The sequence below is a fragment of the Streptomyces sp. SID1328 genome (assembly GCF_009865595.1).
Taxonomy (GTDB): domain Bacteria; phylum Actinomycetota; class Actinomycetes; order Streptomycetales; family Streptomycetaceae; genus Streptomyces; species Streptomyces griseoluteus.
In genome coordinates this window covers 1-25539 of the sequence record NZ_WWKH01000436.1, presented here as the reverse complement: position 1 = coordinate 25539, position 25539 = coordinate 1, and the positions used below count along the sequence as shown (strand labels likewise).

29 protein-coding genes are annotated in these 25539 nt (G+C 71.8%); 15 read left to right on the top strand and 14 right to left on the bottom strand.

Features of this window, described 5'->3' with window-relative positions; all coding sequences use genetic code 11:
• From groEL to GT030_RS12955, 5 genes are all read left to right on the top strand, one after another.
• On the top strand, positions 1-897 hold an 897-nt coding region (groEL, locus tag GT030_RS12975), incomplete at its 5' end, for a chaperonin GroEL (RefSeq protein ID WP_161201240.1).
• 269 nt (positions 898-1166) lie between these two features.
• Positions 1167-2234: a DUF1996 domain-containing protein gene (locus GT030_RS12970; RefSeq protein ID WP_161201239.1), complete on the top strand. Its 1068-nt coding sequence runs from the start codon at positions 1167-1169 to the stop codon at positions 2232-2234.
• 88 nt (positions 2235-2322) lie between these two features.
• Positions 2323-4059, top strand: a complete 1737-nt coding sequence (locus GT030_RS12965) for a discoidin domain-containing protein (protein WP_161201238.1) — start codon at positions 2323-2325, stop codon at positions 4057-4059.
• Between the two features lie 62 nt (positions 4060-4121).
• The gene (locus GT030_RS12960) at positions 4122-5162 is read left to right on the top strand and encodes a LacI family DNA-binding transcriptional regulator (RefSeq protein WP_161201237.1); all 1041 of its coding nucleotides are present in this window, start codon (positions 4122-4124) and stop codon (positions 5160-5162) included.
• Positions 5163-5203: 41 nt separating this feature from the next.
• On the top strand, positions 5204-5641 hold the full coding sequence (locus tag GT030_RS12955) for a hypothetical protein (protein ID WP_161201236.1): 438 nt from the start codon (positions 5204-5206) through the stop codon (positions 5639-5641).
• Between the two features lie 118 nt (positions 5642-5759).
• On the opposite strand, the gene GT030_RS12950 is transcribed toward GT030_RS12955, so the two are convergent.
• The 3 genes from GT030_RS12950 to GT030_RS12940 all read right to left on the bottom strand — a co-directional run bounded on the left by GT030_RS12950 (position 5760) and on the right by GT030_RS12940 (position 7943).
• On the bottom strand, positions 5760-6188 hold the full coding sequence (locus GT030_RS12950) for a hypothetical protein (protein ID WP_161201235.1): 429 nt from the start codon (positions 6186-6188) through the stop codon (positions 5760-5762).
• 725 nt (positions 6189-6913) lie between these two features.
• Positions 6914-7120 (bottom strand): DUF397 domain-containing protein, encoded by a 207-nt coding sequence (locus tag GT030_RS12945; RefSeq protein WP_161201234.1) that lies wholly within the window; start codon positions 7118-7120, stop codon positions 6914-6916.
• Entirely contained in the window at positions 7104-7943 is an 840-nt protein-coding gene (locus tag GT030_RS12940; protein ID WP_161201233.1) for a helix-turn-helix transcriptional regulator, read from the bottom strand. Before GT030_RS12940 ends, GT030_RS12945 begins: the two co-directional genes overlap by 17 nt.
• A 112-nt stretch (positions 7944-8055) precedes the next feature.
• Here GT030_RS12940 and GT030_RS12935 point away from each other — a divergent pair, with 112 nt between their 5' ends.
• From GT030_RS12935 to GT030_RS12930, 3 genes are all read left to right on the top strand, one after another.
• Positions 8056-8250 (top strand): hypothetical protein, encoded by a 195-nt coding sequence (locus GT030_RS12935; protein ID WP_161201232.1) that lies wholly within the window; start codon positions 8056-8058, stop codon positions 8248-8250.
• Complete coding sequence (locus GT030_RS35630) at positions 8247-8480, top strand: hypothetical protein (RefSeq protein WP_202460030.1); 234 nt, start codon at positions 8247-8249, stop codon at positions 8478-8480. Before GT030_RS12935 ends, GT030_RS35630 begins: the two co-directional genes overlap by 4 nt.
• A 146-nt stretch (positions 8481-8626) precedes the next feature.
• A complete protein-coding gene (locus tag GT030_RS12930) occupies positions 8627-9754 on the top strand; it encodes an NADH:flavin oxidoreductase (RefSeq protein WP_161201231.1) in 1128 nt (375 codons plus the stop codon).
• Between the two features lie 122 nt (positions 9755-9876).
• Here the strand turns inward: GT030_RS12930 and GT030_RS12925 are convergent, their stop codons facing one another.
• Positions 9877-10446 (bottom strand): hypothetical protein, encoded by a 570-nt coding sequence (locus tag GT030_RS12925; protein ID WP_161201230.1) that lies wholly within the window; start codon positions 10444-10446, stop codon positions 9877-9879.
• An 89-nt stretch (positions 10447-10535) separates the two neighbouring features.
• On the opposite strand from GT030_RS12925, the gene GT030_RS12920 reads away from it, so the two are divergent.
• Positions 10536-10922, top strand: coding sequence for a VOC family protein (locus GT030_RS12920; protein ID WP_161201229.1), 387 nt, complete (start codon positions 10536-10538; stop codon positions 10920-10922).
• Here the strand turns inward: GT030_RS12920 and GT030_RS12915 are convergent.
• The 4 genes from GT030_RS12915 to GT030_RS12900 form a co-directional block, all read right to left on the bottom strand.
• Complete coding sequence (locus GT030_RS12915) at positions 10919-11140, bottom strand: hypothetical protein (RefSeq protein ID WP_161201228.1); 222 nt, start codon at positions 11138-11140, stop codon at positions 10919-10921. The genes GT030_RS12920 and GT030_RS12915 overlap by 4 nt on opposite strands.
• Before the next feature lie 30 nt (positions 11141-11170).
• Positions 11171-12619, bottom strand: coding sequence for a PTS transporter subunit EIIC (locus GT030_RS12910; RefSeq protein WP_161201227.1), 1449 nt, complete (start codon positions 12617-12619; stop codon positions 11171-11173).
• Positions 12620-12688: 69 nt separating this feature from the next.
• Positions 12689-13615 (bottom strand): N-acetylmuramic acid 6-phosphate etherase, encoded by a 927-nt coding sequence (gene murQ, locus GT030_RS12905; RefSeq protein ID WP_161201226.1) that lies wholly within the window; start codon positions 13613-13615, stop codon positions 12689-12691.
• Positions 13616-13678: 63 nt separating this feature from the next.
• Positions 13679-14584 carry a MurR/RpiR family transcriptional regulator gene (locus GT030_RS12900; RefSeq protein WP_161201225.1) on the bottom strand — a complete coding sequence of 302 codons (906 nt, stop codon included), beginning with the start codon at positions 14582-14584 and terminating at the stop codon, positions 13679-13681.
• Between the two features lie 55 nt (positions 14585-14639).
• Here GT030_RS12900 and GT030_RS12895 point away from each other — a divergent pair, with 55 nt between their 5' ends.
• Positions 14640-15035 carry a hypothetical protein gene (locus GT030_RS12895; RefSeq protein ID WP_161201224.1) on the top strand — a complete coding sequence of 132 codons (396 nt, stop codon included), beginning with the start codon at positions 14640-14642 and terminating at the stop codon, positions 15033-15035.
• A 13-nt stretch (positions 15036-15048) separates the two neighbouring features.
• Positions 15049-15309: a DUF4031 domain-containing protein gene (locus GT030_RS12890; protein ID WP_161201223.1), complete on the top strand. Its 261-nt coding sequence runs from the start codon at positions 15049-15051 to the stop codon at positions 15307-15309.
• Between the two features lie 78 nt (positions 15310-15387).
• On the opposite strand, the gene GT030_RS12885 is transcribed toward GT030_RS12890, so the two are convergent.
• Positions 15388-16482 carry a GNAT family N-acetyltransferase gene (locus tag GT030_RS12885; RefSeq protein WP_161201242.1) on the bottom strand — a complete coding sequence of 365 codons (1095 nt, stop codon included), beginning with the start codon at positions 16480-16482 and terminating at the stop codon, positions 15388-15390.
• A 37-nt stretch (positions 16483-16519) separates the two neighbouring features.
• Complete coding sequence (locus tag GT030_RS12880) at positions 16520-17173, bottom strand: hypothetical protein (protein WP_135791966.1); 654 nt, start codon at positions 17171-17173, stop codon at positions 16520-16522.
• 81 nt (positions 17174-17254) lie between these two features.
• On the opposite strand from GT030_RS12880, the gene GT030_RS12875 reads away from it, so the two are divergent.
• Complete coding sequence (locus GT030_RS12875; RefSeq protein ID WP_161201222.1) at positions 17255-17947, top strand: copper homeostasis protein CutC; 693 nt, start codon at positions 17255-17257, stop codon at positions 17945-17947.
• Positions 17948-18024: 77 nt separating this feature from the next.
• Positions 18025-18672 (top strand): DUF5701 family protein, encoded by a 648-nt coding sequence (locus GT030_RS12870; RefSeq protein ID WP_346009627.1) that lies wholly within the window; start codon positions 18025-18027, stop codon positions 18670-18672.
• A 120-nt stretch (positions 18673-18792) separates the two neighbouring features.
• Here GT030_RS12870 and GT030_RS12865 read toward each other — a convergent pair whose 3' ends face one another.
• Both GT030_RS12865 and GT030_RS12860 read right to left on the bottom strand, forming a co-directional pair.
• Positions 18793-19341, bottom strand: coding sequence for an SMI1/KNR4 family protein (locus tag GT030_RS12865; RefSeq protein ID WP_161201221.1), 549 nt, complete (start codon positions 19339-19341; stop codon positions 18793-18795).
• A 192-nt stretch (positions 19342-19533) separates the two neighbouring features.
• On the bottom strand, positions 19534-21609 hold the full coding sequence (locus GT030_RS12860; protein ID WP_161201220.1) for a UvrD-helicase domain-containing protein: 2076 nt from the start codon (positions 21607-21609) through the stop codon (positions 19534-19536).
• A gap of 249 nt (positions 21610-21858) precedes the next feature.
• Here GT030_RS12860 and GT030_RS12855 point away from each other — a divergent pair, with 249 nt between their 5' ends.
• Both GT030_RS12855 and GT030_RS12850 read left to right on the top strand, forming a co-directional pair.
• Positions 21859-23127 carry a hypothetical protein gene (locus GT030_RS12855; protein WP_161201219.1) on the top strand — a complete coding sequence of 423 codons (1269 nt, stop codon included), beginning with the start codon at positions 21859-21861 and terminating at the stop codon, positions 23125-23127.
• A gap of 130 nt (positions 23128-23257) precedes the next feature.
• A complete protein-coding gene (locus tag GT030_RS12850; protein WP_161201218.1) occupies positions 23258-23464 on the top strand; it encodes a hypothetical protein in 207 nt (68 codons plus the stop codon).
• Between the two features lie 7 nt (positions 23465-23471).
• On the opposite strand, the gene GT030_RS12845 is transcribed toward GT030_RS12850, so the two are convergent.
• Together GT030_RS12845 and GT030_RS12840 are read right to left on the bottom strand one after the other, a co-directional pair.
• On the bottom strand, positions 23472-25127 hold the full coding sequence (locus tag GT030_RS12845) for a DNA repair helicase XPB (RefSeq protein ID WP_161201217.1): 1656 nt from the start codon (positions 25125-25127) through the stop codon (positions 23472-23474).
• A gap of 82 nt (positions 25128-25209) precedes the next feature.
• Positions 25210-25539, bottom strand: a 330-nt coding sequence (locus GT030_RS12840; RefSeq protein ID WP_161201216.1) for a WYL domain-containing protein, incomplete at its 5' end; no start/stop codon positions are given.

The window sequence follows — 25539 nt, the reverse complement described above, 5'->3', positions numbered from 1 at the left end:
AAGCCGCTGCTGATCATCGCCGAGGACGTCGAGGGCGAGGCCCTGTCGACCCTGGTGGTCAACAAGATCCGCGGCACCTTCAAGTCCGTCGCCGTCAAGGCTCCGGGCTTCGGCGACCGCCGCAAGGCCATGCTCGGCGACATCGCCATCCTCACCGGTGGCGAGGTCATCTCCGAGGAGGTCGGTCTCAAGCTGGAGAACGCCTCCCTGGACCTGCTGGGCCGCGCCCGCAAGGTCGTCGTCACCAAGGACGAGACCACGATCGTGGACGGCGCCGGCTCCTCGGAGCAGGTGCAGGGCCGCGTGAACCAGATCCGCGCCGAGATCGAGAACTCCGACTCGGACTACGACCGCGAGAAGCTCCAGGAGCGCCTGGCGAAGCTCGCGGGCGGCGTGGCGGTCATCAAGGCCGGTGCCGCCACCGAGGTGGAGCTCAAGGAGCGCAAGCACCGCATCGAGGACGCCGTGCGCAACGCCAAGGCGGCCGTCGAGGAGGGCATCGTCGCCGGTGGTGGCGTGGCCCTGCTGCAGGCCGGCCAGGTCTTCGAGAAGCTGGAGCTCTCGGGCGACGAGGCGACCGGTGCCAACGCGGTCAAGCTCGCGCTGGAGGCCCCGCTGAAGCAGATCGCCGTCAACGGTGGTCTCGAGGGCGGCGTCGTCGTGGAGAAGGTCCGCAACCTCCCCGTCGGCAACGGCCTGAACGCCGCGACCGGCGAGTACGTCGACATGATCGCCGAGGGCATCATCGACCCGGCGAAGGTCACGCGCTCCGCGCTGCAGAACGCGGCCTCCATCGCCGCGCTCTTCCTCACCACCGAGGCCGTCATCGCCGACAAGCCGGAGAAGGCCGCCGCGGCCGCTCCGGGCGGCATGCCGGGCGGTGACATGGACTTCTGATCCTCACGGATCAACCGTCCTTCGCCAGGGCGGCACCTTCCTCACGGGGGGTGCCGCCCTTCGGCGTCTCCGCGGGCGCACCGGTTTCCGTCGCCTCCCTTGACACCCCCGCGCGGGCGCCACAACACTCCACGACGGGAGAGCGCTCTCCCGGATTCCACGGCACATGTGATGGACCGTCACGCGGACGGTCGCGGACGGCGTCGTCCCCCTCGCCGGTCCCGGCCGCCCGACCCCCACCGTCCCCATCGACGTGGCAGGAGGTCTCCATGGCACGGAGATCGAAGATCGTCTCAGGATTACTGGTGTCCAGCGCACTGGTCCTCACCTCGCTCGGCCTGGCCGGCGTGGCGGTGAGCGCCGACCCCGTGGCAGGGCAGGTCCACACGGCTCACGCGATGCCCGTCTCCACGCAGTCCTCGCCGGAGGACCCGGACGGCGACGGGTACATCCCGGCGAACCCGCCGGTGACCGGGGTCGTCCCCTCCAAGGCCGAGCCACCGCACCGGTACTTCCACGAGTTCCAGGCGAACTGCTCGGTGACCCACACCCGCGCCGACGACCCGATCGTCTACCCCGGCCAGCCGGGCAAGTCGCACGACCACACGTTCATGGGCAACACCACCACGAACGCGGCCAGCACCACCGCCTCGCTCGACGCCGGCGGCACCACCTGCAAGGCGCCCGGCGACAAGTCGGCCTACTGGATGCCGACCCTGCTCAAGGGCGGTACACCGGTGCTGCCGGTCGGCCCGCAGACCATCTACTACAAGGCGGGCGTCACCGACTACACCAGCGTCCGCCCCTTCCCGAAGGGGCTGCGCTTCGTCGTCGGCAGCCCGATGCAGTCGGCGGCCGAGTTCCGCGCCCACCGCGGCTTCGTGGAGGGCTGGGAGTGCGGTGACAGCTACTTCAACACCGACATCCCCGCCCAGTGCCCGAACCGGGCCGACGTCCAGCTCAACATCCGCTTCCAGGCACCCAGTTGCTGGGACGGCAAGTACCTGGACACCCCGAACCACCAGAGCCACATGGCGTACCCGGTGGTCAACCCCGGCACGAACAACAACATCTGCCCGGACGACCACCCCGTCGCCCTGCCGATGATCGAGTTCAAGATGGCCTTCCCGGTCAACGGGGACATGAGCCAGGTCAAGCTGTCGAGCGGGGCGGGCTACTCGTTCCACTACGACTTCTTCAACGCCTGGGACGCGCCGACCCTGAAGGCGCTCGTGGACCACTGCGTCGTCGGCGCCCTCCAGTGCGACGCCCGCGGCTACGACCAGACGCACCCCGAGGCGGGCGCCGCCCTCGACGCGAACTACCGGCTTCCCTGAACCCGTGCACCTCTCCCGCCGGCCGGTGCACGGCCCGGCCGGCGGGACCCCGGCTCCATCCCCCCACCCGCACACCGGACGGACACTCATGACCGCATCCCGTGTCACGGCACCTCTCACGGCGGGCCTGCTCGCCGCCGGAGCCCTCGTCGCGCTGCCCGCCCCGCCCGCGCACGCCGCCGGCTCCGTCGTCAGGGTCACCGGCGCGCAGGGCAACTGGCAATTGACCGTCGACGGCAGCCCGTACCAGATCAAGGGCCTCACCTGGGGGCCGTCCACCGCCGACGCGTCGCGCTACCTGCCCGACCTGAAGTCGATGGGCGTCAACACCGTCCGCACCTGGGGCACCGACGCCTCCAGCAAACCGCTCTTCGACGCCGCCGCAGCCCAAGGCATCAAGGTGATCGCCGGGTTCTGGCTGCAGCCGGGCGGTGGCCCCGGCAGCGGCGGCTGCGTGAACTACCTGACCGACACCGCCTACAAGAACCAGGTGCTCACCGAGTTCCCGCAGTGGGCGGCCACCTACAAGGACAACCCCGGCGTCCTGATGTGGAACGTCGGCAACGAGTCCGTGCTCGGCCTGCAGAACTGCTACAGCGGCGCCGAGCTGGAGCGCCAGCGGGACGCGTACACGACGCTCGTCAACGACATCACGAAGAAGATCCACGCCGTCGACCCCAACCACCCGGTCACCTCCACCGACGCGTGGACCGGCGCCTGGCCGTACTACAAGAGGAACGCGCCCGACCTCGACCTCTACGCCGTCAACGCCTACAACGCGGTGTGCGACGTCAAGGCGGCCTGGGAACAGGGCGGTTACACCAAGCCGTACATCGTGACCGAGACCGGCCCGGCCGGGGAGTGGGAGGTGCCCGACGACGCGAACGGCGTCCCCGCCGAACCCACCGACCGGGCCAAGGCCGACGGGTACACGCGAGCCTGGAACTGCGTCACCGGGCACCGGGGTGTCGCGCTCGGCGCCACGATGTTCCACTACGGCACCGAGTACGACTTCGGCGGCATCTGGTTCAACCTGCTGCCCGCCGGGGAGAAGCGGCTGTCGTACTACGCCGTGAAGCGGGCGTACGGAGCGGACACCTCGCGGGACAACACCCCGCCGGTCATCACCGACCTGAGCATCGAGGGCGACGCGGCCAAGGTTCCGGCGGGCGGTGACCTCACCCTCGCCGTCAAGGTCACCGATCCCGACGGCGACCCGATCACGTACGAGGTGCAGGACAACAGCAACTACATCGACCAGAGCAAGCAACTCCTCACGCTGCCCGCGGCCAACCTCGGCGGGGGCCGGCTGAAGGTCACGGCGCCGGACCGGCCGGGGGTCTGGAAGATCTATGTGAAGGCCAAGGACGGCAAGGGCAACGTGGGCGTCGAGACCCGGTCCTTCCGGGTGGTGCCGCCCGTCCCCTCGGGTACGAACCTCGCCCGGGGCAAGCCCGCGACCGCCTCCTCGGCCCAGACGGGCGGCGGGGACTGCCCCTGCACGGCCGCCAACGCCGTGGACGGCGACCTCGCCACCCGATGGGCCAGCGACTGGAGCGACCCCCAGTGGCTCCGCGTGGACCTCGGCACCCGCACCTCCTTCCGGCACGTGCAGCTGGTGTGGGAGACGTCCTACGCGCGGGCCTACACCGTGCAGACCTCGGACGACGGGCAGAACTGGACCACCGTCCGCACCGTCACCGACGGCAACGGCGGCGTCGACGACCTCGACGTCTCCGGGACCGGACGCTATGTGCGGGTCAACGGGACGGCGCGGGGCACCGGTTGGGGCTACTCGCTCTACGAGTTCGGGGTCTACGGCTGAGCCGGCCGACGGGCGGAGGAGCGCTCTGTCCCGGTACGCTGGAGGGCCGCTAGGGTGCCGAAATGAGCAGAGACGCCCCCACGCTCGAGGACGTCGCGCAGGAGGCGGGAGTCTCCCGCGCGACCGTCTCGCGCGTCGTCAACGGCGTCCGCAACGTCGACCCCGCCATCCAGGAGACGGTGCGCCGGGCCATCGAGCGGACGGGGTACGCGCCCAACCGGGCCGCCCGCTCGCTGGTGACCCGGCGCAGCCAGACGGTGGCCCTGGTCGTGTCGGGTGCGGGGGACACCCCGGAGGAGGTGCACAACGCGGTCGCGACGCGCGTGTTCGCCGACCCCTTCTTCGGGCGGGTGGTCAGCGGTGTGGTCGGCTACCTCCGCCCACGCTCCATGCACCCCCTCCTGATGTTCGCCGAGTCCGCGGACACCCGCCGCCAGGTGCTGACCGACCTGCGCCAGGGCAGTGCCGACGGCGCCCTCGTCGTCTCCACCCACGCCGACGACCCGCTGCCCGCCCTCCTCGCCGACGCCGGCCTCCCGGCCGTCCTCTTCGCCCGCCCCTCCCGCCCCGTCCCCCTCAGCTACGTCGACCTCGCACACCGCGACGGGGCGGCCCTCGCGGCCGAGCACCTCCTGGCGCGCGGCTGCCGCCGCATCGGCACCGTCACCGGCCCGCTCGACGTCGCCGCCAGCCGGGAGCGGCTCGCCGGGTTCCGCGACACGATGGCCCGCCGGGGACATCCGTGCGTCCCGGTCGCCGAGGGCGGCTTCACCCTGGACACCGGCGCGTCCGCGATGGCCGCACTGCTGGCCGAACACCCGGACCTGGACGGCGTGTTCGCCGCCAACGACCTCATGGCCCAGGGCGCCTGCCAGGTGCTGCGCGAGCACGGCAGACGCGTCCCGGACGACGTCGCGGTGGTCGGCTTCGACGACTCCAGCGCGGCGGTGAGCTGCCGCCCACCCCTGACCACCGTGCGACAGCCGGTGGAGGAGATGGCGGCGGCGATGGCGCGGCTTTTGGACGAGCAGGTGCGGGGGGTGCGGACGGAACCCACGTCGCTGATCTTCGAGCCGGAGCTGGTGGTGCGGGAGTCGGCGTGAGCGGTGAGGGGAATTGGCGGTGATCATGTCAGAATCGGCGGGTGCCGGACGCTGATTACTTCTCCGCCGCTGATGACGTGTCCGCGCTCGCCGTGATCGAGGGCGGTGGTCCGGCTCGTGTCGGGTTGGACGTGGTCTTCCTCAAGGACGTCGATCCGGTCGATGCCATCGTGGGGCTCGAAGCGGTCATGACGGGCTGCGGTCATGAAGAGGTCGGCACGCGGCCGCGGGTCGGGCAGTTGCTGTCGTCCGCGGAGGTCGAGAGTCCCTTCGTGTTCACTGTGTCGGACACCCTGCGCGACGCTCTGGTCTCCGTATCGGCGGAGGACGTGGTGCGTGCGGCCGAGGCTTGGTGCGCGTCCGGCTCGGCGGCCGGACTTGATGCCGCGACGGCAACGGGCGTCGTGGAGGCGCTGGCCGGCCTGGCCGAGCGAGCTTGCGTCGCTGAGCTGCGGCTGTATTGCTGGTGGACGCTGTGACGCGGAGTGTCGGTGGTGGGCCGGGGCCTTGAGCCCCAGGGCGCTCGCGGAGATGCTCCCGACGTCAGGTCCAGGAGCATTCCGGTGAAGCTCCTTCCGGAACAGAGTGCCCGGAAGGTCAGGCGCTCAAGACCTCGTACGCGGCTTCGAGCGCCTCCTTGAGCCGGCCCGTGGCTTCGCCCAACTGCTGCTGGTAGAGGCTCGAGTCGGTGGCGGGGTCGGGAATCGGGATGTCCACCACACCCCCGATGGCCGCGGTGACGCGGGCGATCTCACGCACCTTCCCGTGCACCTTCGCCAGGCGCTCGAAGGGGCGGCGGAACCGCCGGATCGTCGTGATGTCGACCGGCGTGACGGCGCGCTCCTCGCAGCCGTCGACGATCTCCAGCAGCTCCGACACCTTGGACCGGGCCTCGGCCCGCTTCTGCTCCCGCTTGGTGTCGTGCCAGGTCTTGACGCCCCAACCGACTGCCAGCAGGCCGACCGTCGGGGCGGCCCAGGCGGCAGCCGTCCCCGCGTCCGCGGAAGCCGTCACGATGGCGGCCACGACCTGACTGGAACCGTCATATGGCATAGCTATAGCCATTACCCTGTTCTCTCGTGTAGAGCCGGACGCCGTCCCGACGCCTCAGAAACGACTGGGACGGTGCGGTGAGAAGAGATCCGCCCGCACGTTGGCGCGTGTGAGCGGGTGCTTAGATCTGTGGCCCCGGAGACGTGCTCTCCGGGGCCACAGTCAGCTCTGATGGGGGCGTCGTACGCCCGATGGACAAGTGGAACGTGGAGACGACCGTTCATCAACACCTCCCTCATGAGGGTGCGCACCGACGCGCGGCGCCGTGCGCTTCAGCCGTGCGGCCACGTTGGGCGCACCCGGCACTGGAGCCGGACATCCGACTGTACTTGGCCCCTGGAGTAGGACGACGGCTCGGCATCGGGCGCCTGAACAGAAGGAAATGAGGGTCTGTCAGGTTCACGTTGTGGAGTTCCGACAGGGCGGTGCGGGGAAGTTTGTGACTGTTCCCGAGGGCGCCCCGCCCCAGCCGCATCCCCGTTCGCCCCCATCGCCGCGCTCACTTGAGAAGACGCAGCTCAGAAGTGCGTTGGCGCAAGACAGGTGCGTCAGGGGTGTTTACGGCTGATGTCGAGCAAATCACGCAGAAGTGATCAAGCCATGTGACGGGCTTCACACATGAAGTTGCCGTGCGGTGTATTCAGCGTTATGAGGTGATCACTCAGGGTGTCTGATGGCTCTTGCGGTAAGGGTGTTGGTCAGTCGAGCTTGAGGTTCTCCACGAACGCGGCCCACGCCTGTCGCCGGAACGCGAGCGTCGGGCCGTGCGGCGCCTTGGAGTCGCGTACGGGGATGTGGGTGGGGTGGGTGTCGTTCACTTCGAGGCAGTTGCCGCCACTGCCGCCGCTGTATGTCGACTTGCGCCAGGTGGCCGAGTCGGGGCCGAACTCAGGGGTGTGCCTCATGCGCGTAATCCTGTGCCAGCGCATCAAGCAGAACAAGTGAGTTGGCTGGTGGGAGCGCGCAGGCCGCGAGCAGTTCGAAGGTGCGCTGGTGGCCCCTGACGGTGGACGGGTCGTCCTCCAGCCGTCCAGTGCCGACGCCCTCGAAGTAGACCAGCGGTGGAGCGTCCACGAAGTCCATGAGCTTGATGGAGCCCTCCATCGCAGTGTGTGCTCCGGCCTCGAACGGCAGAACCTGCACGATGGCGCGATGCCGCCGTGCCGCGTCGGCGACGTGTCGCAGCGCCTCTGCCATCACCGCTCGGCCGCCCGTCACGCGACGCAGAGCCGCCTCGTCCATCACGATCCACAACAACAGGTCTGTTGGACCGTCAAGGAGCGCGGCTCGCTCCACGCGAGCCGACACCAGGTCATCGAGATTTCGCTCAGGCTCCGTAGGGCGGTAGGCGCGGAATACGGCTCTGGCGTACGCGGGGGTCTGGAGCAGTCCGGGGATCAGCAGAGGCGCGTACTCCCTGATCTCCGTGGCCTGTGCCTCCGCTTCCGCCGCCTCGGCGAAGTGCTCCGGGCACTTCGACTTGGCCGCCGCGACGCAGTTGCGTGCGAAGAAGTCCCCCGTGTCCAGCGCCTCGTCCAGCATGCGCGCGTACTCCGGCTGCATCCGCCGCGTCCCGGCCTCCAGTTGGCCGATGAACGAGCCGCTGACGAAGAGGACGTGGCCCAACTGCTCCTGGCTCAGCCCCTTCCGCTCCCGCGCATGGCGCAACTCCGCGCCGATCATCGCGCGCGGTGACGACGAAGGGTCGAGGTCCTTCGGGCCTGGCATCGCTGCCCCCTGTCCCACAGGTGAGGTTGTTGGCACTGCCTGTATGGCCAGGCTAGAAGCGGCACCGCCACTCTGTGTGCAGAAAAGGAACACTCAGCGTGGAGGAACCGGCATGACGGATTCGGCGGATCAGGCGGTCGAGCGGCTCCGTACCGCCCTGCGAGACGTGGGCATCGTGTTGCCCTCGCTGCGGGTCGACCCCGTGACGGGGGTCTACGGCGGGCGCAACACCCTGGTGGACCTGGGGAGCTGCAACCTTGACGTCGCTTCCCGCCTCGCCGCCGCGCTCGCGGAGCGGGGGGAGTGAGTGAAGGCGTCGCCCCGGCCGTCGGGTCGTACGCCCTCGACGTCCGGGACGGGCGGCTCGGTGAGGTCATGGGGCAGGTCGGCGGCCGGGTTCAGTTGCGGCCCCTCGGGGGCGGCCGGGAGTGGGACGTACCGCCGGAACACCTCGGCGAAGCCACCCCCGCCGACGTGCTCCGCGAGCGCGTCCGGCTGCTGAACCGGGACGCCCGGCGGCGGGTCGAGCTGGGCTGAGAGGTGGGCGTGGTGGGGGTCACACGGACCCGGTCCGCCGGGGCGGAATGCGGAGCCGGGTGGACCAGTTGTTTCACTAGGTGCACCATTGCGTGCACACATACCAGCCGGTCTACCCGACACCGTTCTTCCGAGGAGCCCCTCACGTGACCGTCACGACGTCCGCCGCCAGCCGCGCGGCCCAGCTCCTGTCCCGCCCGATCACGCTGAACGGCCTCACCGTGCCGAACCGGATCGCGATGGCGCCGATGACCCGGATGTTCTCCCCGGGCGGCATCCCCGGCGAGGACGTGGTGTCGTACTACTCCCGCCGTGCCGCGAACGGCGTCGGCCTGATCGTCACCGAGGGTACGTACGTCGGGCACGACTCGGCCGGCCAGAGCGACAGCGTGCCGCGCTTCCACGGTGAGGAGCAGCTCGCGGGCTGGGAGAAGGTCGCGCGCGAGGTGCACGCGGCGGGCGGCACGATCGTCCCGCAGCTCTGGCACATCGGCATGGTCCGCCGGCAGGGCGAGCCGCCGTTCGCGGACGCGCCCGCCGTGGGCCCGTCCGGTATCCACAAGGCGGGTGCCGAGCCCAAGGGCCAGGCCATGACGCAGTCCGACATCGACGACGTGATCGGCGCCTTCGCGCAGGCCGCCGCCGACGCCGAGCGCATCGGCTTCGACGGGGTCGAGATCCACGGCGCCCACGGCTACCTGCTGGACCAGTTCCTGTGGGAGGGCACCAACCGCCGTACCGACGGCTACGGCGGCGACCCGGTCGCCCGCGCCCAGTTCGCCGCGGAGATCGTCGCGGCCGTGCGCGAGCGCGTGTCCGCCGAGTTCCCGGTCATCTTCCGCTACTCGCAGTGGAAGCAGCAGGACTACACCGCGCGTCTCGCCGAGACCCCGGAGGAGCTGGAGGCGATCCTCGCCCCGATCTCCGCCGCCGGTGCCGACGTCTTCCACGCCTCCACCCGCCGCTACTGGCTCCCCGAGTTCGAGGGCTCCGACCTCAACCTGGCCGGCTGGACCAAGAAGATCACCGGCAAGCCGGTCATCACCGTCGGCTCGGTCGGCCTGGACGGCGACTTCATGGGCGCGTTCCAGGGCGAGGGTTCCCCGGTCAAGGGCATCGACGACCTCCTCGACGGCTTCGAGCGCGAGGAGTACGACATGGTCGCCATCGGCCGCGCGCTGCTCCAGGACCCGGAGTGGGCCGCGAAGGTGCTGTCCGGCCGGTTCGACGAGCTGAAGCCGTACGACGCCGCCGCGCTGGGCTCCCTCAGCTGAGGCTTCCCGCGAGGCGCCGGGTGGGTGAACTCCCGCCCGGCGCCTTTGTGCTGCCCTCGTCCTTCAGTCCCCGACGCCCAGGGTCACCATGCTGAGCTGCCGGCCCGCGCTGCTGCCTCCGGCTAAAGGTTGCCCATCGGTTCGATGTCCACCTGGGCGGGGGTGCCCCAGACGCGGAGCACCTCGTAGTCGGTGAACTCGTGGACCAGGCGGTAGGCCATCGCCGGGCGCGAACCCCGGCGGGCGGCGGCGAGGTACGCCTCCGCCTCGTGGCGGTCGCGGCGCGGGGTGCCGCAGAGCTGCCACTCGCGGCCGTTCCACGCCTCGGGGAGCCAGCGCTGCTGGGGCTGAGGGCGGTCGGCGCGGACGCCGTAGCGGGAGGGGGCGGTCGCGGGGGCCTCCGGGCCGCGGCCCTGGCCGCCGTACTCCGCGCGGCGGGCGGACCTTCGCCGGGTCTCGCACAGCAGGCACAGGTCCGGCGCGCTCTTGTCCACCGGGCCCTGGGGGTGCTCCGCGCAGCGGGTGGTGGGGGTGCCGGCCGTGACGCTCTCGTCCAGCAGGTCCAGCGCGCGGCGCAGATCGGCCTTGACCTCGTGCAGCCGGGAGTCCGGGGTGTCGGCGGACAGCGCCTCCCCGTGCTCCCCGACGAGCCGGAGAGCGCGGCCTAGCGCGGTGAGCTGGGCGTGATTCATGCCTCCAGCTTCTCATCCGCGCGCCGGGTCCCCGGATGCGCGAGGATCGGGCCGCAGTACGTTTCCGCGACCCCTTCTGGAGGGCACCCGTGAGGATCAACCTGGCCAGCGTCTTCGTCGACGACCAGGAGAAGGCGCTGCGCTTCTACACCGAGGTGCTGGGCTTCGTGAGGAAGGCCGACGTGCCGCTCGGCGAGTACCGGTGGCTGACGGTGGTCTCGCCCGAGCAGCCCGACGGCACCGAGCTGCTGCTGGAGCCGGACGTCCACCCCGCGGCCAAGCCGTACACCACCGCCCTGCGCGGCGACGGCATCCCGGCGACCTCCTTCGCCGTGGACGACGTGCGCGCCGAGTACGAGCGGCTGCGCGGGCTCGGGGTGCGCTTCACCCAGGAGCCGGTGGAGGCGGGGCCGGTGACCGTCGCGGTACTGGACGACACCTGCGGCAATCTGATCCAGCTCGCCCAGTACTCCTAGCCGTGGTGCAGCAGGCTGCCCTCGCCGCATGCGGGGGCCTGCTCGGCCAGCGGGAGCGGGGAGACCGCCTTGACCACCGGGGTCACGGTGAGGTCGGCCGCGCAGGCGGTGGTGTCCTCGGCCGTCCAGCGTTCGTCGGCGGAGGCCGCGTGGGCGGGGGTGGCCAGGGCTGCGGAGGACGCGGCGACGGCGAGGGTGGCTAGCAGCAGCTTCTTCATGTCAGGGGCAACGACGGGGAGGGGCGGGCGTCACGCGGAGCCGGCGGGCGTCCGCTCGGTGACCGGCGGGGCCGTACCCCTTGCCGTACCTCTCGGGAAGCCGAAGGCGAGGGTCGCCGCGAAGCCCACCGCGTATGCCGTCAGGAGGCCGCCCGCGTAGATGGCGATGGCCGGGGCCGGGCCCTGGTTGCCGGTGAGGAGGGGGAAGAGGGCCCAGCCGGAGGGACCGATGGCGGTGGCGCCGACCTTCTCGCCGAGCATGGCGAAGAACCCGACGAACCCGCCGCCCGCCGCCCCGCCCACGCAGGCGGTGACGAACGGGCGGCCCAGGGGGAGGGAGACGCCGTAGATCAGGGGCTCGCCCACGCCCAGCAGGCCCGCCGGGAGGGCCGAGCGGATCGTGGCGCGCAGGGTGGTGTCGTGGCGCAGGCGTACGTACACCGCGAGCGCGCCGCCGACCTGGCCCGCGCCGGCCATGGCCAGCAGGGGGAGGAGGACCGTGTAGCCCTGTTGCTCGATCAGGGTGGTGTGGATGGGGATCAGGGCCTGGTGCAGGCCGAGCATCACCAGCGGGAGGAACAGTCCGCCGAGGACCAGGCCCGCGAACGCGCCGGTGGTGGTGAGCAGCCAGTTCGCGCCGGTGCCGATCGCGGTGGCCACGGCTCCGGCCGCGTACATCAGGCCGTACAGGGTGGCGAGGCCCGCGACCAGGACGGTGACGGTGGGGGTGAGCAGGACGTCCAGCGCGCCGGGCAGACGTCCCCGGCACCACTTCTCGATCCGGGTCGCGAGCAGGGCGGCGGCGAGTGCGCCGAGGACTCCGCCCTGGCCGGGGGAGAGGTGCACGCCGAACGCGGTCACCTTCGCCACGCCCGGATGGACGATCACGGCGGCCACCGCGCCGCCCAGGATGGGGGTGCCGCCGAACTCCTTAGCCGTCTGGTAGCCGACGAACACCGCGATCAGCGCCATGAACCCGGAGGCGATGGCGGCCAGGGCGGGGGTGAGTCCGGGCAGCCAACCGGCGTTCGTGAGCAGGCCGTTGACACCGGCGAGGATGCCGCATCCGATGAGGGCGGGGATGAGGGGGACGAAGACGTCGGCGATGCGGCGGAGGGAGGCGGCGAGGGGACCCTTCCGCGGGGGGCCGGCGGGCGAGAGGCGGGACCCCTTGTCCGCTTCCGCGGCGCGCGCCCCCGACCGTACGCCCCCGGCGCGCTCCCCCGCCGCGAGCTGCCGCTCCACCTCCGCCGTGACCGTGTCCACCACTCCCGGCCCCAGCACCACCTGCAGCGACGGCGTCCCCGCCCCGATCACCCCGAGCACGCCCGGCAGCGCGCGCAGCGACTCCTCGTCCACGGCGGCCGGGTCGGCGACGGTGAGCCGGAGCCGGGTGAGGCAGTGGGTGACGTGACGGACGTTGGCGGGACCGCCCGTCAGGGCAAGGACGGCGGACGCGGTGGCGGTGTCGTTACGCACGCTCCGAGCCTGCGCCACCCCCGCCGGTCCGGCGCGCGGGACTCCTCCGGAAGGCGGTACGCGTCGCCCCTACGCCCCCGCCTTCTTCAGTGCCGCCCGCAGCCTGCCGTCCGACTCCTCCAGCAGACGCGTCGCCGTAGCCCCGTCCACCCCCGCCAGGATGATCAGGATCGCCGTCTTCACCTCGCCGTCCGCCTGGGTCAGGGCGCTCTCGATCTCCGCTTCCGGCGCCCCGGTCGCCTGCGCCACGATCCGCCGCGAGCGGGCGCGGAGCTTGGCGTTGGAGGCGCGGACGTCGACCATCAGGTTTCCGTAGGTCTTGCCGAGGCGGATCATCGTGATCGTCGACAGCATGTTCAGGACCAGCTTCTGGGCCGTGCCTGCCTTCAGGCGGGTCGAGCCGGTGAGGAGTTCGGGGCCGACGACCACCTCGATGCCGTGCTCGGCGGCGGCCGCGAGGGCGCTGTTCGCGTTGCAGGAGAGGCCCACCGTCAGGGCGCCGGCCGCGCGGGCGTGCTCGACCGCGCCGACCGCGTACGGGGTACGCCCGGACGCGGAGACGCCGACCACCGAGTCGTCCGGGGTCAGCTTCAGCGCGTCCAGGTCGGCGCGGGCCAGGCCGGGGGAGTCCTCCGCGCCCTCCACGGAGTTCACCAGCGCGCCCGGCCCGCCCGCGATGAGGCCGACCACCTGGCCGGGGGCGGTGTTGAAGGTGGGCGGGCATTCGGAGGCGTCCAGCACGCCGAGCCGTCCGGCCGTACCGGCACCGGCGTAGACGAGGCGCCCGCCGCGCTCCATGCGGGCGGCGACGGCGTCGACGGCGGCGGCGATCTCGGGCAGGCGGGCGGCCACGGCCGCGGGGACGCCGGTGTCTTCGCCGTTCATCAGCCGGGCGATGTCCAGCGTGGGCAGTTGGTCGATCCCGGCCAGCTCCGGCCGGAACGCCTCGGTGGTCAGGGTGGCCAGCTCGCTCTGGAGGTGAGGGGAGTCGGTCATCTGATGCGGCTCTTTCCGGTCGGGTCCGAACGAAGAAAGCTGGCGGAGAAACCTTGGAGAAAGCTAACGCGTCGCGCTCCGGTGCCGGTGGGCCAGTGCCTCGTAGGACGCGGCCAGGGCGGGGGCCGCGCTCTCGTACATCCGCTGGGCCACGCCCACGAACAGGCAGTCCACGACGAGGAGTTGGCCCGTGCGGGAGGACATCGCGGCGGGCCGCAGCTCGCTCTCGCGGGACGTGGCGGTGGTCAGCACGTGGTCGGCGTACTGGGTGACGGGCGAATCGGGGCGGCCGGTGACGGCGATGGTGGTCGCGCCGCGCTCGAAGGCGGTGCGCAGCGGTTCTATGACGTCACCGGTCGAGCCCGAGTGGGTGATGGCGACGGCGACATCCCCCGCGCGGAGCTGCACCGCGTTGGTCACCGCGAGGTGCGGGTCGCCCGGCGCGTGCGCGACCAGCCCGATGCGCAGCAGCTTCTGGGTGAGGTCCTGCGCGACCAGGCCGGAGGCCCCTATGCCGTACACGTCCGTACGGCGGGCGGCGGCCAGCGCGGTGACGGCCGCGCCGAGCTGGGCGGTGTCCAGTCCGGCGGCGGTGTCGGCGAGGGTCTGCTGCTCCTCGTACGCCAGCTTGGCGATCACGTCGGTGAGCGGGTCGTCCACCGCGATGTCCGTGGTGATCGCGGGCGCGCTCCCGGACTCCTGCCGGGCCGCGAGCCCGGCGAGGGCGAGCCGCAGGTCGCGGTAGCCGGGGTAACCGAGGATGCGGGCGGTGCGCACGACCGTGGCCTCGCTGGTGCCGGTCAGCTCCGCGAGGCCGGTGACGGTGAGGGCGGCGCAGCCCGCCGGGTCACCGGCCACGGCATCCGCCACGCGTTGCATGGACCGCGTCATGGACGGCGTGAGGGTGCGCACCTTGGCGGCGAGCGAGCCGCCGGGACTCCCGAAAGTTTCCTTCACGTCCTGGGTCACCCCTGAAAGATATTTCCGGTTCGGCAGGCGGGGCAAGAGTGCGCACAATGGGTGCATGGACGACGCCGCACATCCCGTCAGCTCACTCGAACAGGCCCTGCACGCGGCCCGTGCGCTGGTGCTCGCCGACCTCATGGCCGGTGACGTGGCCGAGGCGGACGTGGTCTCGCTGGTGGAGGAGTCGCTCGCGCAGCGCCGCTGGTGGGTGGAGCAGTGGCCCGAGGGCGCCGCCTTCGTCTCCGGCCTGGTTGCTCAGGACGTGCAGGACGCGCTGCTGGAACGGAAGGGCCGCTGGCCGCTGTGCCCGGTGTGCGCCACGGGCGATCCGCACGCGCTGGACGTCGAGCCGGAGCTGGGCCCCGACCCGCACTGGGTCTGCCACGAGTCCGGCGTGGACGTCGCCCCCGTCGGCTCCCTCGCCAAGGCGCTGAACGGGGACACCTCCAAGTGACGGCCGGCCCCGCGTGACCGTCTACATCGACCCGCCCACCTGGCCCGGCCACGGCCGCCTGTGGTCCCACCTGATCAGCGACGTCTCCTACGACGAGCTGCACCTCTTCGCCGCGACTCTCGGCGTCCCCCCGCGCGCCTTCGAACGCGACCACTACGACATCCCCGCCCACCGCTACGCCGACGCGGTCGCCGCGGGCGCGGTGGAGGTCCGCAGCCGGGACGTGGTGCGCCTGCTGCACGCGGCGGGGCTGCGCAGACGCAAGGGGTCCTAGGGCCGGCGCGCGTCGGCCTGCGGTGGCGTACCGGCTCAGTGGGCGGGCCGTTGCGCGCAGGCGCGCGGGCCGGCGCGGTCAGCGCTCCTGCACGAACAGCCGTAGGCCGGTTTCCATGCCGTGTTCCGTGCGGGCCGCCTCCTCCTGTTCCGTGTTCGCCCGGTGGAAGCCCGCGCGGGCGAGGACGCGTTCGGAGGCGGGGTTGTCGGGGTGGACGGTGGCCACGATCCGGTGGACGTCGTCGCGGGCGAAGGCCCATTCCGTGAGGGCGCGGAGCGCTTCCGTCGCGTAGCCCTGGCCGCGGGCCTCGGGGACGAGGTCGTAGCCGATTTCGACGCGGCCCTCGGAGTCGGGGGTGCCGTGGAAGCCGATGCCGCCGACGGCCAGGCCGTCCTCGGTGCGGATCAGGGTGAAGACGCCGAACTCGGGGCTGTGGACGCCTGCTTCGTACGCCTTGACCAGGAAGCCGGCGGCCTCGCGGGTGCCCTCGTAGGGGGTGCCGCCGAGCCAGGTGAAGCCGCCGTCACCGCCCAGGCGGAGGTCGCGGGCGGCGGCCGGGCGCAGACCGGTGAGGGTGAGGCGGTCGGCGGGGATGACGAGGTTGTTGCGCCAGCGCCAGTTGTCCACCGCCGGGCGGCCCGCCAGCTCGCCCCGGCCGGTGGCCCACAGCAGGGTCGGCCAGGCTTCCGGGCCCGGCTGGACGTGCGGGAAGATGCAGGTCAGCACATCTTCGGCGAGGCTCTCGGCGGGCGCGTACTCCAGCCCGAGGCCCTGCGCCATGTCGTAGGTGTGCAGCAGCACTTCGGCCACGCCCATCGCCGCGAACCCCTCGCGGTCGGCGCTGCGGAACGGGTACGGGTGGAAGGCCCGGTCGCCGGGCGGGGCGGTGTTCACCGCGGCGGCGAGCAGGGCGCCGGTGGTCTCCAGGACGTGCAGCAGACCGTCGTTGCCGGTGCCGTCCTCCAGACGCATCTCGAAGGGTACGTACGCGTCCCGCGCGTGGCCGACGAGGTTGCCGGCGTAGGCGAGCAGGCACTCGGCGACGTGCAGGGCGGTGACGTGGCAGTCCCACTCCACGCTCCCGGCGCGGACGGCCGTCCAGTCGCGGTCGACGGCCGCGCGCAGCGTCGTCACACAGCCGCGCACGGCCTCGGTCACCTGGTCCCCGCTCATCGCTCGCATGGACGGCACCCTAGGGGGGAGCCCCGAGTCAGGTCGACAGCATTTCCAGCTCTCCCGCGAGGTTCCAGCGGGCGGTCGCCTCCCAGTGCTCCGACCCGTAAGGGGTGTGGAACAGCCTTGGCAGATCGAGGAGTTGACGCAGTACCGCCGAACGCCCCTCGTGGAACGCGTCGTTGGGCACGAAGTGGTACTCCTCGCGGATCTCGGCCGTGTAGGCGGCGTACGCGGACGGCGCCGAGGCGAGGATCGCCAGGTCGGCGTCGCACAGCACCTGCCCGTTCCGGTCGCCCTCGGCCGGGTCGTGGCCGACGGTGAGCCGCACCAGCCGGGCCACCTCCGCGACCTTCGCCTCCGGCACCCCCGCCTCGGTCAGCGCCCGCTCGGCCAGCCGCGCGGAACGCTCCTCGTTCTCCGACCGGTCCGGCAGGTACACCGCGTCGTGGAACCAGGCCGCGAGCCGTACGAGGTCGGGGTCGTCGGCGTACTCCGCCAGCGCGTCGACCCGGTCGAGGACCGCCGTGAGGTGGGCGAGCGTGTGATAGCGCCGCTGCGGCTCCTCCCAGCGGGCGATCAGGTTCCCGGCATACGGCGCGGGGTCCGGCCCCCCGCCCGGCGCGCGGGCGGCTTCGAGGGCGCGGGCGAAGCGGAGCCCGAGGTCTGCTGCGGTGTCTGCGTCGGCCATGTGTCCATTGTTCCGGTGATCGGGGGCGGGGCGTACCCTGGAATTGGACTAGACCTGTAGCCGCGTCGGAATTGGGGTGCCATGAGCAAGCGTGCGGTCCTGGAGGTGATCGCTCTCGGCGTCGAGGACGCGGTCGCCGCCCAGGCGGGAGGCGCGGACCGGCTGGAACTGGTCACCGACATGGCGGCGGACGGGCTCAGCCCCGACCCCGCCGTGGTGGCCGCGATCCGCGCCGCCGTCACGATCGACCTGCGCGTGATGCTGCGGCTGTCGGACGGGTTCGCGGCGGGCGACCTCGGCCGGCTGACCGCCACGGCCGCCGAGCTGCGGGCGGCGGGCGCCGACCAGTTCGTCCTCGGCTTCCTCGGCCCCGAAGGGGACGTGGACCTCGCTGCGGTCGAACGGGTCGTCGACGCGCTGGACGGCTGCCCCTGGACCTTCCACCGGGCGATCGACCGCGCCGCCGACCGCGACGCGCTGCGCAAGCGGCTCAGCGGGCTGCCGGGACTGGACACCTTCCTCACGGCGGGCGCGGCGACGGGTGTGGACGAGGGCCTGGACACGCTGACGGCCGAGGCCGCGCACACCGGCACGCCGGGATACGAGCCGCGCATCATGGTCGGCGGGGGGCTCCGGCTGGAGCATGTGCCGGAGCTGCGGTCCGCCGGTATCGACGCCTTCCACATCGGTGGCGCGGCCCGGCCGCAGGGGTGGGCCGGCCCGGTGTGCGCCGACGCCGTCGGGGTGTGGCGGGGGATGCTCGACGGCGAGTAGGCGGTCCTGCCGGGAATGTTCCGGGCGGGCGGTTCGTTGGGCCTGCGCCCGTGCACACCGCTGTCGTTGGGAGCATCGTGTCCGAGACCACGCAGACCCTCACCCCGCTGAGTACGCAGGCCGAGCGGCTGCTCGAGCTGGGGGTGCACGAGATCGCGGGGCTGTCGGCCGCCGAGGTCCGGGCGGCGGCGGAGGGGGCCGGGGACGGCGACTTCCTCCTCGCCGTCCGTCCCGACCTCGCCCCCGCCTCCGTACTCGCGCCGCTGCTCCGGCGCCGGGACAAGGCCGGGTTCGTCGTCACCGACATGACCGACGTCGACCTCTTCGCGCCGCTCGACACCATCGGCCTGCCGGACACCCCGCTGTACCTGGTCGGCGGGGTCGACCGGGGCGACGACATGGCCAACTGGAGCCCGGACGAGGCACTTCCGGCGCTCACCGCCGCGTCCCGTACGCCGCTGCTGCTGACCGAGGGCATCCACTGGGTGCTCCAGCGGCCGGACGTACTGGAGCGCAATCACTGCTTCATGACCATCGGCTCCCGGCTGCGCAAACCCACGGGCACGCTGGACGCCCGCACCCCGGCACTCTGGATCAGCAACGGCACCGGCCGGGACGGACGCGAGCGGCGTGACGCCCCCAAGGTCGGCTGGTGCTGGGCGGGCAACCGGCATACGTGGCTGGGCTTCGCGTCGGGCGAGGGGCGGAGGGGGCTGGAGCCGTAGGGGTGGGTCGGGGCGCGTGATCCCCCTGGGGGGCGCGGAGGAGACGCGCACGGGCCGGCCCGCCGACCGTACGGTGGTCCTTGCCCGCCGCGGGCTCCGGCACTCCGCCGGACCGGGAGGTCAGTCCCACCACGCGTCGCCGGTGTGCCAGCGCCGCACCCATTCCTCGAAGCCCCATGCCTGGTCGCCGGGTACCGGGACGGCGCCGACATCGGCGACCATCCACACCTCGCCGCGCCGGGGGCCGGTGGTCACCAGGAGCCAGAACGACTGCCCGTCCTCGGACCCGAGGACGACGGACCCGTTGTTGAACGCGGCATCGATCCGAGCATCCGGGCCCTCGGGGTCGACGGTCTCGTCGTCCTCCCAGTTCCAGGCCGCCGCCAGGGGGAACGGCTCCCCCGGCACCCGCGGACCGAGGTCGGACCATGCGTCAGGCAGCCCGCCGAGCGGCTGGAGACCGCCGTCACCGGCGGGGCCGAGGCCGGACCCGTTGCTGATCTCGGCGACGAAGGTCCTGTACGGCTCCGGAAGGACCACATGGTGCTCCTCCTCCCACGCTGTGACGGCCTTGTGGCCGAGCGCCGGCTCGCGCCATTCCTGCGGGAACGCAGAGCGCAGGAATGCGAGAGTGACCTCGGAGGGACGCTGATCAGGTGCGGCTGCCACGGCAGCATGATGGCAGCAGGGGCTGACAACGAAGGAGCCACGGGGTCAGCGGATGGGGCGCAGGCAGCGGCTGATCCTGTCCGCGCTGTCCTCGGGGCTCGCCGGGTAGTCCCCGTCCTCGCAGCCCTGGTCGCCCGGGAACATGACCCGGTACTGGGCGCCGGCGGAGTCGCAGGGAACGGACCCAGCACCCTACCCAGCCGCTCCGCCCGTGAGCTGCTCGGGCAGCGGCCCGGTGTGCGCCACGATCAGCCCCGACACCGCTCGGGTCAGCGCCACGTACAACCGCCGCAGGCCCGTGCGTTCGTCGGGCTCGCCGTCCACCACGGCGCGCGGCTCGTCCAGCACCACGTAGTCGTACTCCAGGCCCTTGGCGAGTGAGGCCGGGACCAGGGTCAGCCGGGTCTCCTCGGTGGTCTCCTCGCCGGGCGCGAGGAAGGCGATCCCGGCCGCCGCCAGGGCCTCGGCGAGGGCGGGCACGCGGGCGTCGGCGGCGATCAGACCCGTCGAGCCCTCGTTGCGCAGCAACTCCTCGCAGGCGGACACCACGTCGGCCACCCCGTCCACGGCGCGCACCTCGAAGAAACCGGGGTTCTCCCGGACGGAGGCGACCGGGGTGAGACCGGGCGCGATGTGGGGGAGCAGCCGGGAGGCGTACGTGATCACGTCCGTGGGGACGCGGAAACCGGCCGTCAGCTCCTCGATCACGCCCTCGCTCTTGCCGAGATGGGCCAGCGCTTCCTCCCAGCTCCGGGTCGCCCAGGGGGTGGTGCCCTGCGCGAGGTCACCGAGGACGGTCGCGCTGCCGGTGGTGCAGCGGCGGCCGACCGCGCGGTACTGCATGGGCGAGAGGTCCTGCGCCTCGTCCAGCACGACATGGCCCAGTGAGTGCGTGCGCTGGATCAGGTCGGCCGCCTCGTCGATCAGCACCGCGTCGGCGGAGGACCACTTGGCCGACTTCACGCTCCGCACCGGCTTGGCCCAGAGCACGGCCTTCTGCTCGTCCTCGTCCAGGATTCCGGCCGCGTGCTCGGCGAGGAACTCCCCGTCGGACAGCAGCCGCAGCACCAGCCTGGCCGGATCGGCGGGCGGCCAGACGGCCTTCACGGCGGCCTTGACCGCGCTGTTGCGCGCGACCGCGTCCTGCACCCGGTCGTCCGGTGCCTCCCCGGCCCGCTCCATCTGCACCAGCACCGCGTGGGCGATCCGCTGCGGCAAAGCCTCGCGGGCGGCGCCGTACCGGATCTCGCGGCCCAGCAACTCGCGCACGATCTCCTCCAGTTCGTACGCCGGGACCCGCCAGCGGCGCGAGCCGCGCACCACCATGACCGGCTCGGCCGGCATCGTCACCTGCGCGTACAGCGCCCGGCGCAGCACCTCGGCCATCCGGGCGTCGCCCTTGAGCACGGCGGCCCGCGCCTCGTCCGTGCCGCGCACCTCGACATGGGCCACGAGATCGTCCACGGTGGCCTGCTGCACGCTCAACTCACCGAGTGCGGGCAGCACTTGCTCGATGTAGTGGAGGAAGGACCGGTTCGGCCCGATGACCAGGGTGCCGGTGCGGGCGAGCCGTTCCCGGTGCGCGTAGAGCAGATAGGCGACCCGGTGCAGACCGACCGCCGTCTTGCCCGTACCGGGGCCTCCCTGCACGCACACCGTGCCGCCGAGCCCGCTGCGGACGATCTCGTCCTGCTCGGGCTGGATGGTGGCGACGATGTCCCGCATCGGGCCGACGCGCGGCCGCTCGATCTCCTGCTGGAGCAGCTTGCTGGTGGCCGCCGTCTCCGAGGGGTCCGACAGGTGCTCGTCCTCGTACGCGGTCAGCTCGCCGCCGGTGTAGCCGAAGCGGCGGCGCAGCCCGACGTCCATCGGGTCCTTCTTGGACGCCCGGTAGAACGGCTGCGACACCGGGGCGCGCCAGTCGATGACCATCGGGTCGCCGTCCGCGTCGTGCACATGCCTGCGCCCGATGTAGAACCGCTCGCCCTCGGCCCCCTCGGCCTGCTCCGCCCCCGGCGCGTGCAGGTAGTCGAGCCGGCCGAAGAACAGCGGGGTGTCGCTGAGGTCGGCCAGCGCCTTGATCCGTTCGTCGATCTGGCGGGTCAGCACCTGGGCGTTGACCCAGTTCGCGGCGACGTCCTTGATGTCCAGCGCCTCCACGTCCTCCCGCATGGCGCGCAGGGCGGCCCGTGAGTCGGACAGGTGGGTGCGTTCGCGGGTCAGGGGGGCGCGGGGGTCGTCGAGCGGGTCGGGCGCGGTCGCGGACAAGGGAGTGCCTCCGGTTGTACCTGCTGCGTGGTCACGAGGCCGGATACGGCCTGAAGGGTGCCGTCCGGTTACCGGCCGGGCGGCGGCACTCCGAGGGGAGGCGGGCAAGAGCGGAGATTGTAGGCGGGGTGGGTGGGGCGGGGCCAATGAATATCCGGGCGCGTCCCCGTCCCGCCCGGACCCGCTCCGAAGACGAACGCCCGTGCTTGTGCGGCTGATCATGTAGGACATACGTTCGCCGCCATGTCCATGACGCGCAGAAGTATCCTCCGGGGAATCGCCGCCGCACCGTTCGCCGGAGCGGCCGGGGCCGTCCTCGCCCCCTCCGTCGCGCACGCCGCGACCATCGACCCGGCGCAGTTCGCCCTCACCACCCGTACGGGCAACTCCTACGGCGAGTTCGCCGACCTGAACGCGGGCCTGGCGGCCAAGCTCACCAAGGTGGACGCGACCGCCGTCCTCGCCGACACCAACCGCAAGGCCACCCGCCTCACCAGCGCGCCGGGCACGTCCCAGGCGTTCGAGGCCGGCTTCACCTGGGACAGCGGCGACCAGGCCGTCGACTACTGGATTCCGCAGGGCGTCACCACCAGCGCCGACGCCTACGGCAACGGTGTCTACCCCGACGGCGGCAGCAACAAGGCCGTCCTGGTCTCCTGGTACTTCGAGACCGACCCGGACGATAACGGCACCGACAACTACCCCCTCGACAAGGGCCTGCGGCTCACCTTCGTCAACTACAACTCCGCCTCCGCACCCACCTACCGCCACGTCCTGCTGGTCGAGCCGGTGAAGACGGCCACCGGCGAGTTCTCCTTCAACCCCATACGCAAGCACGCCGGCGGCATCCTCTGGTACGGCAACCTGCTGTACGTCGTCGACACCTACAAGGGCCTCAGGGTCTTCGACCTCAACACCCTCTTCCAGGTCGACACCACCCAGACCGACTTCTGCGGCCTGGTCGACAGCACCTACTACGGCTACGGCTACTCGTACGTGCTCCCGCAGAGCGGCGCGTACGACAACACCGGCAAGTACCTGCGCTACTCGGCGATCGGCCTCGACCGCGCCAGCACCCCGGACAGCCTGGTGGTGAGCGAGTACTCCGAGGAGGGCGCGGTCGACTACTCGGGCACCTCGTGGACCGGTACGGGCGCGCCCACCACCACGCCGAAGGTCGTGCGCTGGAACCTCGACTACACCACCCGCTCGCTGTCCTCGGGCACGCCGAGCGAGGCGGTCACGGTCGCCCAGAAGAAGATCCAGGGCATCGTCTCCCGCAACAGCAAGCACTATCTCTCGGTCAGCAACGGCCCCTCCGGCGCGGGCGCGCTGCGCACCTTCACCTCGGGCGCCTCGACCGCGAGCACGGTGTGCAACCTGGCCATCGGCTGCGAGGACCTCAGCTACCACACCAGCGGCGCCTCGGGCTGGTCGTTCGCCGAGTCGGTGATCTGGAACCTGAGCGAGTACCCGGGGAAGCGGTACGTCTACGCCGTGCACGCGGACGGGTCCTGAGCGCCTACCCCTAGGGGGTTCGGGCGGCGGGGTACAGGGGCGGGCTCCACCCACGGGTGCAGAGGGACCGCTTTGAGAACCGGTCCGTGGGTGTATTCCGGACTTGTGCCGGAAGTCTCACCATGGAGACATGAGCGCAGCGACCCTTCACCCCGCCCCACCCCGTCCGTCCGGAGCCACCGCGGTGGCCGGCGGCGGCCACCGCCACATCCTGGGCGAGGCCCTGCGCGCGATCAAGGTCTACGCGCAGGCCGCCTTCGGCGTGGTCATACTCGGCGAGTACGGCGAGGAGGCGGGCGTCCACCGCAGATACGGGGGCGCCCTCGGGGACCCGTAGCCGGGTCCTAGTTCTCCTTGGTGCCCTCCGCGAGGATCTCGTCGGCGTCGACGATCCGGTAGGCGTAGCCCTGTTCCGCGAGGAAGCGCTGGCGGTGGGCCGCGAAGTCCTGGTCGATCGTGTCGCGGGCGACGACCGAGTAGAAGTGCGCCCGGTGGCCGTCCGCCTTGGGCCGCAGCACCCGGCCGAGCCGCTGGGCCTCCTCCTGCCGGGAGCCGAAGGTGCCGGACACCTGGACGGCGACGGTGGCCTCGGGCAGGTCGATGGAGAAGTTGGCCACCTTGGAGACGACCAGCACGCTGATCTCGCCCTCGCGGAAGGCGTCGAAGAGCTTCTCCCGCTGGGCGTTGGATGTCTCGCCCTTGATCACGGGCGCGTTCAGATGCTCGCCCAGCTCGTCCAGCTGGTCGATGTACTGGCCGATCACGAGGATCTGCTGCCCGGCGAACCGGCGCACGATCGCCTCCGTGACCTTCCGCTTGGTCGCGGTGGTGGCACAGAAGCGGTACTTGTCCTCGGTCTCGGCGGTGGCGTAGGCGAGCCGCTCGGAGTCGGTGAGGTTCACTCGGACCTCGACGCAGTCGGCGGGCGCGATGTAGCCCTGCGCCTCGATCTCCTTCCACGGCGCGTCGAACCGCTTGGGCCCGATCAGGGAGAACACGTCGGACTCGCGCCCGTCCTCGCGCACCAGGGTCGCGGTCAGACCGAGGCGGCGGCGGGCCTGGAGATCGGCGGTGAACTTGAAGACGGGAGCGGGCAGCAGATGGACCTCGTCGTACACGATCAGACCCCAGTCACGGGAGTCGAAGAGTTCGAGGTGCGGGTAGACACCCTTCCGGCGGGTGGTCAGCACCTGATAGGTGGCGATGGTGACCGGCCGGATCTCCTTCTTGGTGCCGCTGTACTCGCCGATCTCGTCCTCGGTCAGCGAGGTCCGCTTCACCAGCTCGTGCTTCCACTGCCGCGCGGAGACGGTGTTGGTGACCAGGATCAGCGTGGTCGACCCGGCCTGCGCCATCGCCCCGGCGCCGACCAGCGTCTTGCCCGCACCGCAGGGCAGCACCACGACACCGCTGCCGCCGTGCCAGAAGTTCTCCACGGCCTGCTTCTGGTAGGGACGCAGCGCCCAGCCGTCCTCGCGCAGGTCGATCGGGTGCGCCTCGCCGTCCACGTATCCGGCGAGGTCCTCGGCGGGCCAGCCCAGCTTGAGCAGGGTCTGCTTGATCTGCCCCCGCTCGGAGGGGTGCACGGCGACGGTGTCCGGGTCGATCCGGTTGCCGACCAGGGGGGTGACCCGCTTGGAGCGCAGGATCTCCTCCAGCACCGGACGGTCGGTGGTGGTGAGCACCAGCCCGTGCGCCGGGTGCTTGCTCAGGGTGAGCCGGCCGTACCGGTCCATGGTCTCGGCGATGTCGACCAGCAGGGCGTGCGGCACGGGATACCGGCTGTACTGCACCAGCGCGTCGACGACCTGCTCGGCGTCGTGCCCGGCGGCTCGCGCGTTCCACAGGCCGAGCGGGGTGAGCCGGTAGGTGTGGATGTGCTCCGGGGCCCGTTCCAGCTCCGCGAAGGGCGCGATGGCCCGACGGCATTCGTCGGCCCGCTCGTGGTCGACTTCCAGGAGCAGGGTCTTGTCGGACTGGACGATCAGCGGACCGTTCACGTGTGCCATCCTTCCGCGCGGCCAAACCTCCAGTGTGCCTGATGCGCGCCCGGTACGGGGGCCGGAGGGCAGGTCCTCGCGGTCAGTCCTCCGCCAGCTCGGCCACCCCGGTGATCCGGTGCAGGGGGTAGGTGCGGACCTCGTCGGCGGTGTGGTCGTAGGCGGTGACGAAACCGCCCTCGACGCGGATGGGGGCGACGACGCGCTGGCTGGCGGCGCCGTCGGCGTTGACATAGCCGATCCACACGGCCTCGCCGGTCATGACGGCCGCCTGCATGGTGGCCAGGGTGTCGGCGGGGCTGGTGCGGGGGAGCTCGCCGCCGGCCGGCTGCGGGCCGGGCGCCTTCAGCGGGGTGGTGGCGGCCAGGTCGCCGGCCCGGATGGCGCGGACCGCGGCCGTCAGCAGCACGCT